The sequence below is a fragment of the Pseudomonas sp. FSL R10-2964 genome, from assembly GCF_009600035.1.
In the GTDB taxonomy this organism is placed as follows: Bacteria; Pseudomonadota; Gammaproteobacteria; order Pseudomonadales; family Pseudomonadaceae; genus Aquipseudomonas; species Aquipseudomonas bubulae.
This window is the reverse complement of record NZ_WIWH01000033.1, coordinates 20734-37536: the sequence shown is the minus strand read 5'-3', so window position 1 is coordinate 37536 and position 16803 is coordinate 20734. Positions and strand designations below refer to the sequence as shown.

Here is a 16803-nt window from a genome sequence, read left to right as displayed (position 1 = left end):
GCGCCGAAAGGCGCGCAGTGCTCCACCCCCCATAACAATAAAAGTGAACCTGCCATGCTCAAGACTGTTCTTCGGGCGCTCAGCGCCTGCACCTGGGTTTTATCCATGACCACGGCTGTGGCCAGCGATTTTGTCGATGACAGCCACGCTGACCTGGTGATGCGCAACTATTACTTCGATCGTAACTACGTCAATGCAACCCCGCAGGCTGCGGCCCGAGAGTGGGCACAGGGTTTTATCCTCAACCTGCGTTCGGGCTACACCGAAGGGCCGGTGGGCTTTGGCCTGGACGCGCAAGGCTTGCTCGGTGTGCGCCTGGATTCCTCACGCGCCCGCACCGGCACCGGCCTGCTGCCGTATGACGCCAACACCCGCGAGCCTGCCGATGAGTACTCGGAACTGGGGCTGACCGCCAAGGTTCGCGCCTCGCAAACCGAGCTGCAAGTGGGCACCATCAGCACCTTTTTGCCGATCGCATTCGCCAGCCCTACCCGCCTCCTGCCACAGACGTTTCGCGGCGCCTACCTGAAGTCCCAGGACATCGATCAACTGACGCTGCACGTCGGCTGGCTGGACCGCATCAACCTGCGCGACTCAACCGACTACCAGAAAATGTCTGTCGGCTCGCCCAATGGCCGCTTCAATGGTGCGGCCGAGTCCAACCGCTTTATGTTTATCGGCGGCGACTATGCCTGGTCAGCGCAACTGACTCTCAAGTACTACCACGCCGAACTCGCGCAACTGTACCGCAAGGACTTTTACGGCTTAGTCGATAATCGCAAGCTGGGCCCCGGCAGCCTGAAAAGCGATTTTCGCCTGTTTATTACTGGCGAAGACGGCGCAGCCAAAGCCGGGGCGGTGGACAACCGCAATGCCGCACTGATGCTGACCTACAGCCTGGGCGCCCATAAATTCGGCGCCGGTTATATGCAACTGACTGGCAAGACTGGCATGCCGTATCTGTTTGGCACCGAACCGCTGGTGATCACTGAGGGCACCCTCAGTTCCGAGTTCCTCAACCCCAAGGAACGCAGCTGGCAGGTGCGCTACGACTACAACTTTGCCGGGATGGGCGCGCCGGGCCTCAACGGCATGCTGCGCTACGTGAGTGGCGACAATATCGAGCTGGCCAGGTTTGGCGGCTCGAACCTGAGCGAGAGCGAAAAAGACATCGAAGTCTGGTATGTCCTGCAAAGCGGCCCGCTCAAGGATCTGTCGCTGCGCCTGCGCAACGCCTGCTACCGCAACGACTTCACCGCCCAGGCCAGCCACCGCGATGACAACGAGCTGCGGCTCAATATCGATTACACCTGGAAATGGTGGTGACTATTTGCGACCACACATGCGACATGGGCTGGCTGTGCAGGCAGGAGTTTCGCTAAGCTCTGCGGTTTCCCATTGTCCTCAAGCGGTAAGCCCATGATTGAAGTCACCGAGGTGTCCATAGCCCAACTGCGCGCCGCGCTCGAATCCGGCCAGACCACGGCGGTAGAACTGGTACAGGCTTATCTGGCGCGGATCGACGCCTACGACACAGCTGACACCCCCACCGCCCTCAATGCCGTGGTGGTGCGCAACCCCCTGGCAATGACCGAGGCGCAGGCCTCCGACGACCGCCGTGCCAAGGGCCAGGCCCTCGGCCCGCTGGACGGCATCCCCTATACCGCCAAGGACAGTTACCTGGTCAAGGGCCTGACCGCCGCGTCGGGCAGCCCCGCCTTCAAGGACCTGGTGGCGTACCGCGATGCTTTCACCATCGAGCGCCTGCGCGGTGCCGGTGCCATCTGCCTGGGCAAGACCAATATGCCGCCCATGGCCAACGGCGGTATGCAGCGCGGGGTCTATGGCCGCGCTGAAAGCCCGTACAACGCCCACTACCTGACGGCACCTTTTGCCTCCGGCTCGTCCAACGGTGCGGGTACGGCCACGGCGGCCAGCTTCTCGGCCTTCGGCCTGGCGGAAGAAACCTGGTCGAGCGGGCGCGGCCCGGCGTCCAACAACGGCCTGTGCGCCTACACGCCTTCACGGGGCGTGATTTCGGTACGTGGCAACTGGCCGCTGACGCCGACCATGGACGTGGTGGTGCCCTTTGCCCGCACCATGGCCGACTTGCTCGAAGTGCTCGATGTGGTCGTGGCTGAAGATACTGATACCCGTGGAGACCTGTGGCGCCTGCAGCCCTGGGTAGCGATTCCGAGTGTGGCTTCGGTGCGTCCGGCCTCCTATGCACAACTCAATGCCGGCAGCGAAGCACTGGCCGGCAAACGCTTTGGCGTACCGCGCATGTATATCAATGCCGACCCCGAGGCCGGCACATCCGAAGCACCGGGCATCGGCGGCCCCACCGGGCAACGCATCATCACCCGTGCCTCGGTGATCGACCTGTGGCAAGCCGCGCGCAAGGCCATCGAGGCCCAGGGCGGAGAAGTGATTGAAGTGGACTTCCCGCTGGTCTCCAACTGCGAAGGCGATCGCCCCGGCGCGCCAACCGTGTTCACCCGCGGGCTGGTGTCCAAAGAGTTTATGCATGACGAGCTTTGGGAGTTGTCCGCGTGGGCGTTCGATGATTTCCTGCGCGCCAACGGTGACCCTAAACTCAACCGGTTGGCCGACGTTGATGGGCCGCTGATTTTCCCTCACGACCCGGGCACCCTGCCCAACCGTGAAGACGAACTGGCGGCAGGCATGGACGAATACGTGCGCATGGCCCAGCGCGGGATTACCCCGTGGGATCAGATCAGTAGCGTGCCAGACGGTCTGCGCGGCCTTGAAAAAACCCGGCGCATCGACCTGGAAGACTGGATGGATCGCCTGGGGCTGGATGCCGTGCTGTTCCCGACCGTGGCCGATGTGGCCCCGGCAGATGCGGATGTGAACCCGGCGTCGGCGGATATCGCCTGGAGCAACGGCGTGTGGGTGGCCAACGGCAACCTGGCCATCCGCCATCTGGGCGTACCGACCGTGACCGTGCCCATGGGCGTGATGGCCGACATCGGCATGCCGGTGGGGCTGACGTTTGCCGGTCGCGCCTATGACGATTCGACATTGCTGCGCTTTGCTTCGGCATTTGAGGCAACCGGCAGCAAACGCATGATCCCACCGCGTACACCAGCGTTGACGTGATGGCATGGGCGGGATCTGTGAGCAGCGCCGCTCATAGGTCCCGCCCTCACACCGGGTGGTAAAAACACCCCGCAATTCCTGTGGGAGCGAGCCTGCTCGCGAAGACATCCCCATTGCCCGAAAGACCGCGTCGCCTGCATCGCGAGCAGGCTCGCTCCCACATTACCCGCCCCCGCACCCGCTCCTGATCGACTCTCCAGACTCCAGCAAATTTTCTCCCCTGCCAGCCCCCGGTCACAATCGACAACATCACTGCATTTTTAGTTGTATACAATAATAACCAATTCTGGTTACATCATTGCACGCCTACGACTCCGGCAATCGCCGCTGCGTATTGCGATGGTCAAACACCATGCAGCTTGCACAGCCGCTTCAATTCAACGCGCCTTACCGGCGCATGTCATCGCGTATTCACTGCGCCCATGGGTGTGCCAGTGAACCGACCGCCCCTGCCCAGCCATGCTGCATCCGGCTGCCAGGGCTTGGCTCAAGCCGAAAACCGATGCCTGCAACCGCATCACGTTGAAAGCAAACTCCAAACGGAAGAGGAATACCCATGGCAAAGACTTTACTGGTCAAGAACGCAGAACTGCTGGTCACAATGGATGGTGAACGCAGGGAAATCCGGCGCGGCGGCCTGTTTATCGAAGACAACCTGATCAAGCAGGTCGGCCCCAGCGAATCCCTGCCGCAACAGGCCGACGTGATTCTGGACATGACCGGCAAGGTGGTTATCCCGGGCCTGGTCAACACCCACCACCATATGTACCAGAGCCTGACCCGCGTTGTACCGGCAGCCCAGGACGGCGAGTTGTTCAATTGGCTCAACAACTTGTATCCAATCTGGGCGCGACTCACGCCGGAAATGATCGCGGTTTCGACCCAGACGGCGATGGCCGAGCTGATTCTCTCTGGCTGCACCACTTCCAGTGACCATCTGTATATCTACCCCAACGGCTGCAAGCTGGACGACAGCATCCATGCCGCTGCAGAGATCGGCATGCGCTTTCACGCCGCACGCGGGAGCATGAGCGTGGGCCGTAGCCAGGGCGGCTTGCCGCCCGACTCGGTGGTTGAGAAAGAAAGCCATATTCTCAAAGAGTCCCAGCGTCTGATCGAGGACTACCACGACCCCCGCCATGGCTCGATGCTGCGCATGGTCGTGGCGCCCTGCTCGCCCTTCTCGGTCAGCCGCGACCTGATGCGCGAGGCCGCAGTACTCGCCCGCCAGTACGGGGTCTCGCTGCACACCCACCTTGCCGAGAACGTCAGTGACATCGCCTACAGCCGCGAGAAGTTCGGCATGACCCCTGCCGAGTACGCCGAAGACCTGGGCTGGGTCGGCCACGACGTCTGGCACGCCCATTGCGTACAACTCGACCAGCACGGCATCGAGCTGTTCGCCCGCACCGGTACTGGGGTCGCCCACTGCCCGTGCTCGAACATGCGCCTGGCTTCGGGGATCGCGCCGATTCGCAGGATGCGCGACCACGGCGTGCCGGTGGGGTTGGGGGTTGACGGTTCTGCGTCCAACGATGGCGCCAGCATGATTGGTGAAGTACGTCAGGCCCTGCTGTTGCAGCGGGTGGGTTTTGGCCCCGATGCGATGTCCGCTCGCGAGGCGCTGGAAATTGCCACATTGGGGGGCGCCAAGGTGCTTAACCGCAATGATATTGGTGCACTGGCACCGGGCATGGTGGCGGATTTTGTCGCTTTCGATCTGGGCCATCTGGCCTACGCCGGAGCCCATCACGACCCGCTGGCAGCGTTGGTGTTCTGTACCCCGACCCAGGTCCATACCAGCGTGATCAATGGTCGCGTGGTGGTCAGGGATGGCCACCTCACCACCGTCGACCTGCCGCGGGTGCTGGAACGCCACAACCAGTTGGCCCACCAGTTGGTCAGCGGTGAATAACCCCTTCAGGCCGTTGAGTTCCTGACAGGGCTCAACGGATGCAACTGAGAACGTGCTGTTAGACGCATCTAAAATAACAAAAGCGAGCTACTCACCATGACTTCTACCGCTTCCCCTCGTCCAGAAGACGAAAACCTCGGTACTGGCGCCAACCTGGCCTACGGCCTGCAGCACGTCCTGACAATGTATGGGGGCATCATTGCGGTGCCCCTGATCATTGGCCAGGCAGCCGGCCTTTCATCGGCCGACGTTGGCCTGCTGATCGCCGCTTCGCTGTTCGCCGGTGGCCTGGCCACACTGTTGCAGACACTGGGTATCCCTTTCTTTGGCTGTCGCCTGCCGCTGGTGCAGGGGGTGTCCTTCGCCGGTGTCTCCACCATGGTCGCCATCATTGGCGGTGACGGCGCAGGAGGCCTGCCGGTGGTGTTCGGGGCGGTGATCGTGGCTTCCGTGATCGGCTTGCTGATCACACCGCTGTTTTCCAGCATCACCAAGTACTTTCCGCCCCTGGTGACGGGCATCGTCATCACCACCATCGGTCTGACCCTGATGCCGGTCACGGCGCGCTGGGCCATGGGCGGCAACAGTCAGTCACCTGACTTCGGCAGCATGGCCAACATCGGCCTGGCGGCAATCACCCTGGTGCTCGTGCTGCTGCTCAGCAAGCTGGGCAGCGCCAGTATTTCACGCCTGTCGATTCTGCTGGCTATCGTTATCGGCACACTGGTTGCCACGGCCGTGGGCATGACCGACTTCTCCCGGGTGCTGGAAGGCCCGCTGGTCGCATTGCCCGAGGTGCTGCACTTCGGCATGCCCGAGTTCCGCCTCGCAGCCATCCTGTCGATGCTGATCGTGATTATCGTGACCATGGTCGAGACCTCCGCCGATATCCTGGCAGTGGGCGAAATCATCGACACCAAGGTCGACGCCAAACGCCTTGGCAACGGCCTGCGCGCAGACATGATTTCCAGTACCCTGGCGCCGCTGTTCGGCTCCTTTACCCAGAGCGCCTTTGCACAGAACGTTGGCCTGGTCGCCGTGACCGGTATCAAGAGCCGTTATGTGGTGGCCACCGGCGGCCTGATCCTGGTGACACTGGGGCTGCTGCCGGTGATGGGTCGCCTGGTCGCCGCCGTGCCCACTGCCGTGCTTGGCGGTGCTGGTCTGGTCCTGTTTGGTACCGTCGCCGCCAGCGGCATCCGCACCCTGGCGCAGGTGGACTATCGCAACAACATGAACCTGATCATCGTCGCCACATCGATCGGTTTCGGCATGATCCCCATTGCAGCGCCCAACTTCTACCAGCACTTCCCGACCTGGTTCGAGACCATCTTCCACTCCGGCATCAGCTCGGCCGCAATCATGGCCATCCTGCTCAACCTGCTGTTCAACCATCTGCGGGCCGGCAACTCCGACCAGCAGTCGGTATTCGTCGCCGCCAGCGACCGTATCCTGCGCTCCCGGGATATCAGCTGCCTCAACGATGGCGATGTATTTCGCGATGGCAAGCTGTTCGACTGCAATGGCAAGGAAGTACCCGTGGTGGAGTCCGACGAGCACTACGAACAGTCCCCGCCCTTGCGTAAAAAGAGCTTCGAGCAAGAACACTAACCTGCCTTAAACCCGGCACAACGGCGCTCAGGCGCCGTTTTGCATACTGCGCCGATTTACACAAACAGCCGGCATGCGAACTTTTCCCTGTTTATCTGTCTATGTGAGTACGCGTATCTGCGCGACAAGCGCGAGCTCCAGGCGTCAGTCAGCAGATGGCGACACATTCGAATGATATTCAGAGGTTATCTTCGCTCATGAAATTCCACGCCCCACGGATGGTGCTTTTGAGCCTGTTCGCGTTTGCGGCAATGGGCTCGGCATCAGCTACACCGACAAAGACCCCGCCCGCGGTTTTTGCTACTGAACCTGGAGCCGTTCAGACGACGGCTGCCAATCCCTGGCCAAGGCTGGCCGCTGAACAGACAGCGCCCCTGCTTGCCCGCGACGACCACCACCGGTATGACAACCGCTGGCAAGCTCGCAGAGACGATCGCCGCAGAGAAAACTGGCGTCGCGATCAATGGCGTCGGGAGCAAGCCCGCCGCGAAGCCGAGCGCCGCCGTCATGACCGGGCCATGCACCAGCGCTACGACAACCATCACCGCGACTATCGTCGCTGAAAAAAACGGCTGCCGAGAAAGCAGCCCCTGTCCTTTTTTAGCAGCCGCTCAACGCCGCCTGTGGCCGCTCGCCGGTAAAGAACAGTGGTCGCAGGCGCACGCCCACCGTGTTGCCGATAAACGCTGCCACCAGCCATACCCAGCCATGCAGGCTGCCCGAGGCGATGCCGCTGAAGTACGCGCCAATATTGCAGCCGTAGGCCAGACGCGAGCCATACCCGAGCAGCAGGCCACCAATCACTGCCGCCAGCAGCGAGCGCGGCGGGATTTTCAGGCTGGGAGCAAAACGACCGGCCAGGCCGGCGGCCAACAACGCACCGAGAACTATGCCAATATCCATTACGCTGGTGATGTCTTCCCACACCGGCGCGGCCAGTGCCTTGGCATTGCCCGGCATCTGCCAGAACCCCCAACTGCCAACATCAACCCCCAGTCCGCTTGCCGCCTTGGCTCCCCACAGCGCGAACGCCGAAGTAATACCCCACGGCCGCCCGGCCAGTGCCGGCGTGGCATAGTTCAGCAGCGCCAGACCTATCGCGCCCCAGACCAGAGGCCACGGCCCACGCAAAAAGCGGCGCAGGCCCTGATGTTCACTGGTCACCCCTGCTTCAAGGCTGGCGTGACGGGATTTCTCCAGGCGTACGGTCACTGCGGCGATGATCGCGAACACGGCCAGGCTCAGCAGCAAGGCGGGAACCACCCCGAAGCTTTTAACGATAGAGGTCGCCGGAAACGCAGGCAGGGCAAACCACCAGTCAACATGCTGAGTGGCGATTAATGATCCACAGATAAAGAACAACAGGGTCACCAGCATGCGCGCATTGCCGCCGCCGACAGTGAACAGGGTGCCGGACGCACACCCGCCGCCCAACTGCATGCCGATGCCGAAAATAAACGCACCGAACACCACCGACACACCGATCGGCGCCACCAGCCCGACGACCGGCTGGCCAAACAGGGTGCCCGCTCCCAGCGCGGGGAAAAACAGCACCACAGCCACGGCCAGCATCACCATTTGCGCGCGCAGGCCTGCACCACGGCGATCATTGATAAAGACTCGCCAGGCCGAGGTAAAACCGAATGCAGCGTGATAAAGGGTCAAGCCCAGCGCCGCGCCGACGATCAGCAACAACACCTGGCGCGTACCGACATTGTTTTGCAGGAAAACAGCGCCCTGCAGCAACAAGATAAAGGCCAACAGCGGCGCAAGCGGTTTGCGCCCAGGGGTTATGGAAAGAGAACGACTCATGGAAATCCCGATACGTATGATTTGGCTGAATTGCGTGGCGGCAAAGTATACCCCAGGCGGGGCTGCGGCCTAACCGTTTGACTTAGTAAGGCGCCAAGATAAACTGCGCCTTATGAATATTTTAGAGAACAAGCACCACATCATGCTGCGTGAACTAGAGAGCGCAGCGCCCGAGGTCAGGGACAGCGTAAAGCTGTGTTTCGAGTTGCTCTCGGCGGCAGCGGCGATCAATCGCGCCTGCGCAACACGGCTGGCCAGCTACAACCTGTCGGAGGGCCGTTTTGTCATCATGCTGACCCTCAAAAACGCGGGAGGCAAGCTCTCCCCTCTGGAACTGGCGACCCGATTGTCGATTACCACGGGAACGGTCACCGGGCTGCTCGATGGTTTGCAGCGCGCCGCGTTGATCAAGCGCAAAACCGACCCGACGGACCGGCGCAAATTGATTATTACGCTGACAGCGCAAGGCAAGCGCGTGGTCGATGACGTTTTTGTCGAGCACACCGCCTGGATCAGCGGAATGATCCAGGACTTGCCTCCCGGGCAACGCCAGGCCCTGGCCGAGTCGATCTATTGCCTCTCGGCCAGCCAAGCGCTCGACCTCGCTACAAAAGCTGGTCGATAGCCATTTGAGCAGCAAAGCGTTGCAAGCCAACGACAAGGCGCCGCTGGCGATACTCAAGGAAGAAAACGGGCAGAACGTCGATCTGCGCGATTTTCTCGACATGGGGCCGTTGGTACTGGTGTTCTACCGAGGCCTGTGGTGCCCGTTCTGCAATCAGGCCTTGAGTGCATACCAGCAGATGGTCAGTGATCTGACGGCCGCGGGGGCGACGCTGGTTGCCGTCTCGGCGCAGACGCCGCAGTTCACGGGTAAAACCCGTGAAGCGCTGGGGATCACTTACCTGCTGCTCAGTGATATCGGCAACCACCTTGCCCGTCAGTACGGCATTGTTTTCGAGCTTGAGGGCGAACTGGACTAAATCTACCGTTCCCTGGTGCGGACCTCAAGAGCGTCAACGGGTCTGACTCGCTGACACTGCCACTGGCCAGTGCATTTGTAATCGACCAGGATGCGGTAATACGCGAAGCGTTCTTCAACCTGGACTACGCGCAACGGGTGGAGCCTGAGGAATTGATTGCGGCAGTCGGCCGCGTTTGACCCAAGTAGCGTGCATGCAGGCATCAGCTCATGTGTGCGCCACAAAACCTGTGGGAGCGCGGCTTGCCCGCGATGGCATCCATACGGTGAGCCTGCCAGACCGCGCCGCCTGCATCGCGAGCAAGCCCGCTCCCACAACGGATCCTGCAAACCGCAGCTCTTAACTACGACACAAAACCTGTGGGAGCGCGGCTTGCCCGCGATGGCATCCATACGGTGAGCCTGCCAGACCGCGTCGCCTGCATCGCGAGCAAGCCCGCTCCCACACTATTCCCTGCGCCCGCCCGCTACATCCCCAGCCAATTCGGCAACGCCAGCGACACAAACGGCACATAGGTCACCAGCACCAGGAACGCCAGCATCACCAGTAACCACGGCGATACCGCACGTACCACTCGAGTGAGCGGCATGCCCGTGACCGCCGAGGTGACAAACAGGTTTAGCCCGGTGGGTGGGGTGATCAGGCCAATTTCCATATTCACCACCATGATGATGCCCAGGTGGATCGGATCAATGCCCAATTGCATGGCAATCGGGAACAGGATCGGCGCCAGAATCAGGATGATTGCCGAAGGCTCCATAAAAGTCCCTGCAACCAACAGCACAATATTGACCACCAACAGGAACTCAATCGGGGTAAAGCCCTGCTCCACCACCCAGGCGGTAATCGACTGCGGGATCTGCTCGGTGGTCAGCACATGGGCAAAAAGCATGGCGTTGGCAATGATAAACATCAGCACCACGCTCAGCTTGCCCGCCTCGACAATCACCTTCGGGCATTCGCGGACGGTCATGTCCTTGTAGATAAAGATCGCCACGAACGCTGCATACACCGCCGCCACAGCAGCCGCTTCGGTAGGGGTGAACATGCCCGAGTAAATACCGCCGAGAATGATCACGATCAACATCAGGCCCCAGCCGGCACGGCGCCCGGCGGTGACGATTTCTTTGAACGAGGCCCGGGGCAGCGATGGCATGTCCTTGACCCGCGCCAGGATGTAGATGGTCACCATCAATACCAGCCCCAGCAACAGACCCGGCACAACACCGGCCATAAACAGCTTGCCCACCGAGGTTTCGGTGGCGGTAGCGTAAACCACCATGACGATCGACGGCGGAATCAGGATGCCCAGGGTCCCGGCGTTACAGACGATACCGGCAGCAAAATCCTGCTTGTAGCCAGAACGGACCATGCCGGCGATAACGATCGAGCCCACCGCCGCCACCGTGGCCGGAGAAGAGCCACTCAGCGCCGCAAACAGCATGCAGGCCAGGATTGCGGCAATGGCCAGGCCACCCTTGATATGCCCGACGCAGGCGTTGGCGAAATCGATCAGGCGCCGGGCCACGCCGCCGCTGGTCATGAATGCACCCGATAGCAGGAAAAACGGGATCGCCAGCAATGTGTAGTGCTCGCTGGTTTCAAACAGCTTGATCGCCAGCGAACGCACCGAGTCGTTACTGAAGAACAGAATGGTCATGGCCCCGGACAAGCCCAGGGAAATCGCCACCGGAATACCGACAAACATCAGCACGAACAGGGCGACAAAAAGGAAGGCAATAGTCATTTTGGAGTCCCCTGCTGGTCGTTTTCCGCCAGTTTGACGGCGTCCTCCACTTCACTGTGCAAGCCCAGGCCTTGCTGCTTGCCCTGAATGATGCGGATAAAAACCTGCAGAAAACGCACAAACATCAAGGCAAAACCGATCGGCACGATCATCACGATTTGCCATTGCCTGATACCGAAGCGGTCCAGGTCTTCGGCACTGGTGCCAACGGCATACAACGTGGCCACCCACTGCTCGCTGGAGTACGCCATCAGCACGCAATAGCCCAGGCAAATGGCCACTGCCAGCAAGGCCACCCGCCGCTGATTGGCAGGCTTGAACTGGCGCACCAACAAGTCGACGCCAATATGCGCGCCAATGCGCACGCCCCAAGCCAGGCCGACAAAAATCAGCCAGCCGAACATGGCCTTGGTCAGGGCCACACTCCAGGTCATCTCCTGGGCGATGTAGAGAATACTGTCGCCGATGCCGAGCAGGGTCTCGTTGGCGAACGGCAGCGAGTCCCCCAGGGAATAGAAAACACCATAGAGGTTGTTGAATACGACATACGCGAAGGTGACCAGGGTCATGCCTGCAAGCAGGAATGCCACCAGCATTTCTTCCGCGTGATTCCAGACACGAACGGCTGCGTGCATGGGTAATCTCCCTTGAAAGAACGGTCGAGAAACGACAAAGCAAAGGTTGCCGTGGCGATCCCCTGCGGGACCACCGACGGCAATCAGCGCTGGCGACTATTAACTGCTTTGGTTGGCCTGCTCGGCGGCCGCGATCACATCAGGGCCGATGTCGCTCTCGAACTTCTTCCATACCGGGCGCATGGCTTCACGCCACAACTCGCGCTGTTCCGGGGTAAGGATGATGATTTCGCTGTTGCCGGAATCGGCAATGCGCTGGCGGGAAGCCTGGTTAAGCGCCTCGGCCTGCTTGTTCACCTCCACGGTGACCTCGGCCATGACCGCATCCAGGGTGTTGCGCACCTCTTCAGGCAGGCCATTCCAGAACTTGGTATTGGTGATCACCATGTAATCGATGGCGCCATGGTTGGACTCGGTGAAGAACTTCTGCACCTCATAGACGTTCTGGCTTTCGTAGTTGGACCAGGTATTCTCGGTGCCATTCACCACACCGGTCTGCAAGCCCTGATAAACCTCGGCAAAACTCATCTTGCGTGGCGCCGCGCGCAGGGCCTTGAACTGCTCATCCAGCACGGCGGAAGCCTGTACGCGGAACTTCAGGCCGCGGGCGTCCTTGGGCTCGTAGAGCGCCTTGTTGGCGGACAGTTGCTTCATCCCGTTATGCCAGTAACCAAGCCCGGTAATGCCCTTGCCTTCCATCGACTTGAGCAGAGCCTGACCTTGCGGGCTTTGCTGGAAACGGTCGAGGGCCTGGATATCAGTGAACAGAAAGGGCAAATCGAAAATCTGGATCGGCTTGGAGTAATGCTCGAACTTGGCCAGCGACGGCGCCAGCAGTTGCACGTCACCCAGCAGCAGCGCTTCCATTTCCTTGCCGTCGCCAAACAGCGAGGAGTTCGGATAGACCTCGACCTTGACCTGCCCGGGCAGGCGTTCCTCGGCCAGTTTCTTGAACAACAGCGCGCCCTGCCCCTTGGGTGTGTGCTCGGCGACAACGTGGGCGAATTTGATGCTGATGGGGTCGGCAGCGCCCGCAAAACCTGCGAATAATGGCAATGCGCAGGCCAGAGCCTTGAGAGTGTGCTTGAACATGGGACATACCTCTTGTTGTTATAGATTTGGTAGTGCCTGGTGTTGCCTGTGCTGCGTTTAACCGCTTCGCCTGGCCTCAGTTACAAGGCAGACCGGCCCGGCGCAATACCCGCCGGGCAAGGCCGATGACCGGGGCATCGACCATTTGCCCGTCGAGCACAAAAACCCCGCCTGTGGATGCAACCGCATCCAGAACCCGCCGCGCCCAGTCCAGCTCGTCCTGACGCGGCATAAAAGCGGCGTGAATCACTGCCACCTGACCAGGATGAATGCACAGCAGGCCGCCAAAGCCCATATCCCTGGCATCGGCGGCCATGCGGGCCATGCCGGCGCTGTTGTTGATATCCGCAAATACACTGTCCAGCGGCGGCGCCAGTTGCGCCAGGACGCTGTGCAGCAAAATGGCGTAGCGGGCCTGATCGAGAATGCGCTGCGCGCCAGCCGTATCGCTGGCCAGGCCCAGGTCTAGGCCCAGGTCCAGCGCACCGAAACTCAGGCGTTCCACCCCGCGAGCCCGGGCAATGGCCGGCAATTCAAGCAAGCCCCTGGCGCTTTCGATAATCGGCCACACCGGCTTGCCACACGCCGCAGCCTGTTCGACCTGTGCAGCGCTTTCGGCCTTGGGCAGCAATACCGCCACCACGCCGGGCTGGCGACGGCACAACTCGATATCGGCTGCCTGCTGCTGATGCTGCGGCGCATTGATGCGCACCAGCACCCTGGCCTGCGGATTGTCATTAAGGAAAGCATCCAGACTGGCGCGGGCCTGGGCCTTGAGGTCCTCGGCCACAGCGTCTTCCAGATCGACGATCACCTGATCGGCGCCACTTTGCAGCGCCTTGGGTATCCGCTCGGGGCGAGTAGCCGGGACGAACAGCGCTGAACGAATGCTGGTGTTATCCATCACGATGCTCCATGCCTTATACCGCTCCTAGTTGATGCAGACGCTGGATCTCATCCGCGCCATAACCCAGTTCACCCAGCAGGCTGTCGGTGTGCTGGCCCAGACCGGGAACCGCCTCCATACGCGGCTCGAAAGCGGTGTTGCACCCCGGTGGCAGCAGCGCCGGCAACTTGCCCGCCGGGCTGTCCACTTCGCGCCAGCGTTTACGGGCGGCCAGTTGCGGATGAGCCCACACACCGGCCATATCGTTGACATGGGCATTGGCAATCGATGCCCCGTCGAGCCGGGCAATCACTTCATCGGTACCCATGCCGGCAAAGGTTTCGACAATGATGGCCCGCAACTCGCTGCGATTCTCTGAGCGCCGCGCATTGGCATTAAAGCGCGGGTTGCTCGCCAGGTCTGGCTGTAGCAACACCCTGTCGCAAAATTGCTGCCATTCGCGTTCATTCTGCAGGCCAAGCATCACTGTGCCACCGTCGCCGGCAGGGAACGGCCCGTAGGGGTAGATGGTGGCATGCGCGGCCCCCGCCCGCGGCGGGGGCGCGGCACCGTCGTAGGCGTAATACAGCGGGTAGTTCATCCACTCCACCAGACTCTCGAGCATCGACACATCGATGCGGCTGCCCTCCCCGGTCTTGTCCCGCAACAGCAGCGCCGAAAGCACTCCGGTGTAGGCATACATGCCTGCAGCGATATCGGCAATCGAGCAACCGGCCTTGGCCATGTCATGTTCATCCGGCCCGCCGGTCACCGACAAAAACCCGCCTTCACTCTGGATCAGCAGGTCGTAAGCCTTTTTCTGCTCGTAAGGTCCGCCTTCGCCGTAACCGGAAATATCGCAGACGATCAACCGCGGGAAACGCTCATGCAGGGTTGCAAATGACAACCCCATGCGTTCTGCTGCGCCCGGCGCCAGGTTCTGTACCAGCACATCGGCCGTGGCCAGCAGCTTGTCGAGCACGTCGGCAGCTTGCTGCTGCTTGACGTTGAGGGTCAGGCTTTCCTTGGAGCGGTTGGTCCAGACAAAGTGCGAGGCCAGACCATTGACCCGCCCGTCATAGTCGCGGGCAAAGTCGCCGGAGCCGGGGCGCTCGATCTTGATCACCCGTGCACCGAGGTCAGCCAGCTGGCGGGTGCAAAACGGCGCGGCGATAGCGTGCTCCAGGCTGATCACGGTAATGCCGTCCAGCGGCCGGGGTTTGTGCGCGGTGGCGGTCATGATGGTCTCCCGATGCAGCTCAGTACACTCAAGTCGTCAATATGGCGCAGGTGCCAGACCTGCTCGAGCAGCCCGCTGGCCTGTTCGTCGCTACGCGCTCCCGAGAAGGCCAGCAGGCGGCGAAACTTGTCTTCCAGTTCGGCGCGGCTCAACGTATTGCCCGGGTCGCCTCTGGGCTCATCGATGCTGCCCTGCAGGCTGCGCCCCTGCACCGTGGTCACCAGCACCCGGCCCAGCCAGCGTTGTGGATACGCATCGTCAACGTCGTTATCGAGGACCATGCGCACCTTGTCGCGAAACGCGCCAACGCGCGCATCGCTCAGCGCATGTTGATGAAACTCGGGCAAGCCGGCCTTGCCATAGACGGCAATCAGGCCCAGCACCGTGCCCATGGAAAACTTGGCCTGGTGCACGCTCTGCGGTACCTCTACGCGGCCCAATACATCGATGGCGGCTTGATGGACGCGGGTGGTGACACTGGCGATGTCCTCTGCTCCAAGCCCCTCCCGCTGCATCAACGCCAGCAGCGCATCGGCCGCCGGGTGGGTGTGGCGGCACGAGGCGTGAAACTTGAACGAAGTCTCCGTCAGCGCCCAGCGGCTGCCCAGGCGATCGGACAGGCACGCCGGGTTGGCGTCGCTGGACATGCCGGCAGCCATGCCCTGCTCACCCTCAAGAATATTTTGCGCACCGCTCAGACCCTCGCCCGTCAGGTAAGCAGCCAGCAAACCATCAGCGGCGGCCTTGGCGGTATGCAGCTGCTTGGAGTCCGCGGCATCGCGCAGAAACTCCCACAGGCCCGCGGCCTGGGTCCCGGCAGTGCCCAGCAGGTGGGTGAACTGCTGCGGGTTGAACCCCATCAGCTTGCCGACCCCCACCGCTGCCGCCAGGGTGCCGACCGTAGCCGTGGTGTGAAAGATGCGGTAATGCGAACGGCCAAGAAACTCACCGATGCGAATGCCCGCTTCATAACCGGCGACGGCGGCGACAATCAGATCGCGACCCGATTTTCCCAGGTCCTGTGCCGCCGCCAGCACCGCAGGAAACACCACGGTCGCCGGGTGCAGCACGGAGCTGTTATGCAGGTCGTCCTGCTCCACCAAATGGGAGCTGGCGCCATTGACCAGCGCGGCAAAATACGCCGAGGTGGTCTGGCCATTGACCAGAATACCGGCAGGCCCGGTGCCCGGGCCCATCTTCGCCACGTAGAGTTCAAACAACGGGATCGGGTGCGCGCCCTGACTGGCCAGGGCCGATCCCAGCCAGTCGAGAAACAGCTCTTCAGTACGGCTGATAACGGCTTCGGGTAATTGCTGGTAATCCAGGCTGGCCAAAAAACGGGTGAGCGCTTGCGTGTGCTGACTCATGCCGCGCTCTCCACTCGATTGGACAACTCGATCAGGTTCAGATCCGGGTCACGCAGGTAAATCGAGCGAATCGGCCCCTGGGCACCGGTGCGCATGACCGGCCCCTCGAGGATGGCAACACCCAGGCCGTGCAGCTGCTCGATCACAGCATCCAATGGGGTCGCGACGATAAAACACAGGTCTGCCGAACCCGGCAGTGGCTGGCTGGCCTTGGGCTCGAACTCGGCACCGGCCTGGTGCAGGTTGATCTTTTGCTGGCCGAACCCAAGGGCATGGCGGCCCTGACCGAACACCACGGGCTGCATGCCCAGCACCCGGCTGTAAAAATCCAGACTTGTGGGGATATCCCGTACTGTCAGGACCAGATGGTCCAGATGACTGATCTGCATGTT

At 61.4% G+C, this 16803-nt stretch carries 15 protein-coding genes; 7 read left to right on the top strand and 8 right to left on the bottom strand.

Translation table 11 applies throughout. The features are described from left to right. The first annotated feature begins 54 nt into the window (after positions 1 to 54). From GHN92_RS17890 to GHN92_RS17870, 5 genes are all read left to right on the top strand, one after another. On the top strand, positions 55 to 1326 hold the full coding sequence (locus GHN92_RS17890; protein ID WP_153380705.1) for an OprD family porin: 1272 nt from the start codon (positions 55 to 57) through the stop codon (positions 1324 to 1326). 93 nt (positions 1327 to 1419) lie between these two features. Then, positions 1420 to 3123 (top strand): amidase, encoded by a 1704-nt coding sequence (locus GHN92_RS17885; protein WP_153380702.1) that lies wholly within the window; start codon positions 1420 to 1422, stop codon positions 3121 to 3123. A 556-nt stretch (positions 3124 to 3679) separates the two neighbouring features. Then, complete coding sequence (locus tag GHN92_RS17880) at positions 3680 to 5038, top strand: 8-oxoguanine deaminase (RefSeq protein ID WP_095000519.1); 1359 nt, start codon at positions 3680 to 3682, stop codon at positions 5036 to 5038. Between the two features lie 96 nt (positions 5039 to 5134). Continuing rightward, entirely contained in the window at positions 5135 to 6649 is a 1515-nt protein-coding gene (locus GHN92_RS17875) for a nucleobase:cation symporter-2 family protein (RefSeq protein ID WP_153380700.1), read from the top strand. 197 nt (positions 6650 to 6846) lie between these two features. After that, positions 6847 to 7212: a hypothetical protein gene (locus tag GHN92_RS17870; protein ID WP_165484574.1), complete on the top strand. Its 366-nt coding sequence runs from the start codon at positions 6847 to 6849 to the stop codon at positions 7210 to 7212. Positions 7213 to 7249: 37 nt separating this feature from the next. Here the strand turns inward: GHN92_RS17870 and GHN92_RS17865 are convergent, their stop codons facing one another. After that, entirely contained in the window at positions 7250 to 8461 is a 1212-nt protein-coding gene (locus GHN92_RS17865; RefSeq protein ID WP_153380697.1) for a YeeE/YedE family protein, read from the bottom strand. Positions 8462 to 8603: 142 nt separating this feature from the next. Between GHN92_RS17865 and GHN92_RS17860 the strand changes: the two genes are divergently transcribed. Beyond that, positions 8604 to 9086 carry a MarR family winged helix-turn-helix transcriptional regulator gene (locus GHN92_RS17860; RefSeq protein ID WP_170943704.1) on the top strand — a complete coding sequence of 161 codons (483 nt, stop codon included), beginning with the start codon at positions 8604 to 8606 and terminating at the stop codon, positions 9084 to 9086. Between the two features lie 4 nt (positions 9087 to 9090). Beyond that, positions 9091 to 9444: a peroxiredoxin family protein gene (locus tag GHN92_RS23885; protein WP_178102642.1), complete on the top strand. Its 354-nt coding sequence runs from the start codon at positions 9091 to 9093 to the stop codon at positions 9442 to 9444. Positions 9445 to 9910: 466 nt separating this feature from the next. Here the strand turns inward: GHN92_RS23885 and dctM are convergent, their stop codons facing one another. The 7 genes from dctM to GHN92_RS17820 form a co-directional block, all read right to left on the bottom strand. Further along, complete coding sequence (gene dctM, locus GHN92_RS17850) at positions 9911 to 11191, bottom strand: C4-dicarboxylate TRAP transporter large permease protein DctM (RefSeq protein WP_095000525.1); 1281 nt, start codon at positions 11189 to 11191, stop codon at positions 9911 to 9913. After that, positions 11188 to 11826, bottom strand: coding sequence for a TRAP transporter small permease (locus GHN92_RS17845; protein ID WP_150629039.1), 639 nt, complete (start codon positions 11824 to 11826; stop codon positions 11188 to 11190). The genes dctM and GHN92_RS17845 overlap by 4 nt, the downstream gene beginning before the upstream one ends. 99 nt (positions 11827 to 11925) lie before the next feature. Then, positions 11926 to 12918 (bottom strand): TRAP transporter substrate-binding protein, encoded by a 993-nt coding sequence (locus GHN92_RS17840; RefSeq protein ID WP_095000527.1) that lies wholly within the window; start codon positions 12916 to 12918, stop codon positions 11926 to 11928. A gap of 76 nt (positions 12919 to 12994) precedes the next feature. Further along, positions 12995 to 13822, bottom strand: coding sequence for a CoA ester lyase (locus GHN92_RS17835; RefSeq protein WP_095025854.1), 828 nt, complete (start codon positions 13820 to 13822; stop codon positions 12995 to 12997). A 16-nt stretch (positions 13823 to 13838) separates the two neighbouring features. Then, entirely contained in the window at positions 13839 to 15044 is a 1206-nt protein-coding gene (locus tag GHN92_RS17830) for a CaiB/BaiF CoA-transferase family protein (RefSeq protein ID WP_153380695.1), read from the bottom strand. Then, positions 15041 to 16411, bottom strand: coding sequence for an MmgE/PrpD family protein (locus GHN92_RS17825; RefSeq protein ID WP_153380692.1), 1371 nt, complete (start codon positions 16409 to 16411; stop codon positions 15041 to 15043). The genes GHN92_RS17830 and GHN92_RS17825 overlap by 4 nt, the downstream gene beginning before the upstream one ends. Then, a complete protein-coding gene (locus GHN92_RS17820) occupies positions 16408 to 16800 on the bottom strand; it encodes a VOC family protein (protein ID WP_095018112.1) in 393 nt (130 codons plus the stop codon). Before GHN92_RS17820 ends, GHN92_RS17825 begins: the two co-directional genes overlap by 4 nt. Positions 16801 to 16803 lie beyond the last annotated feature (3 nt).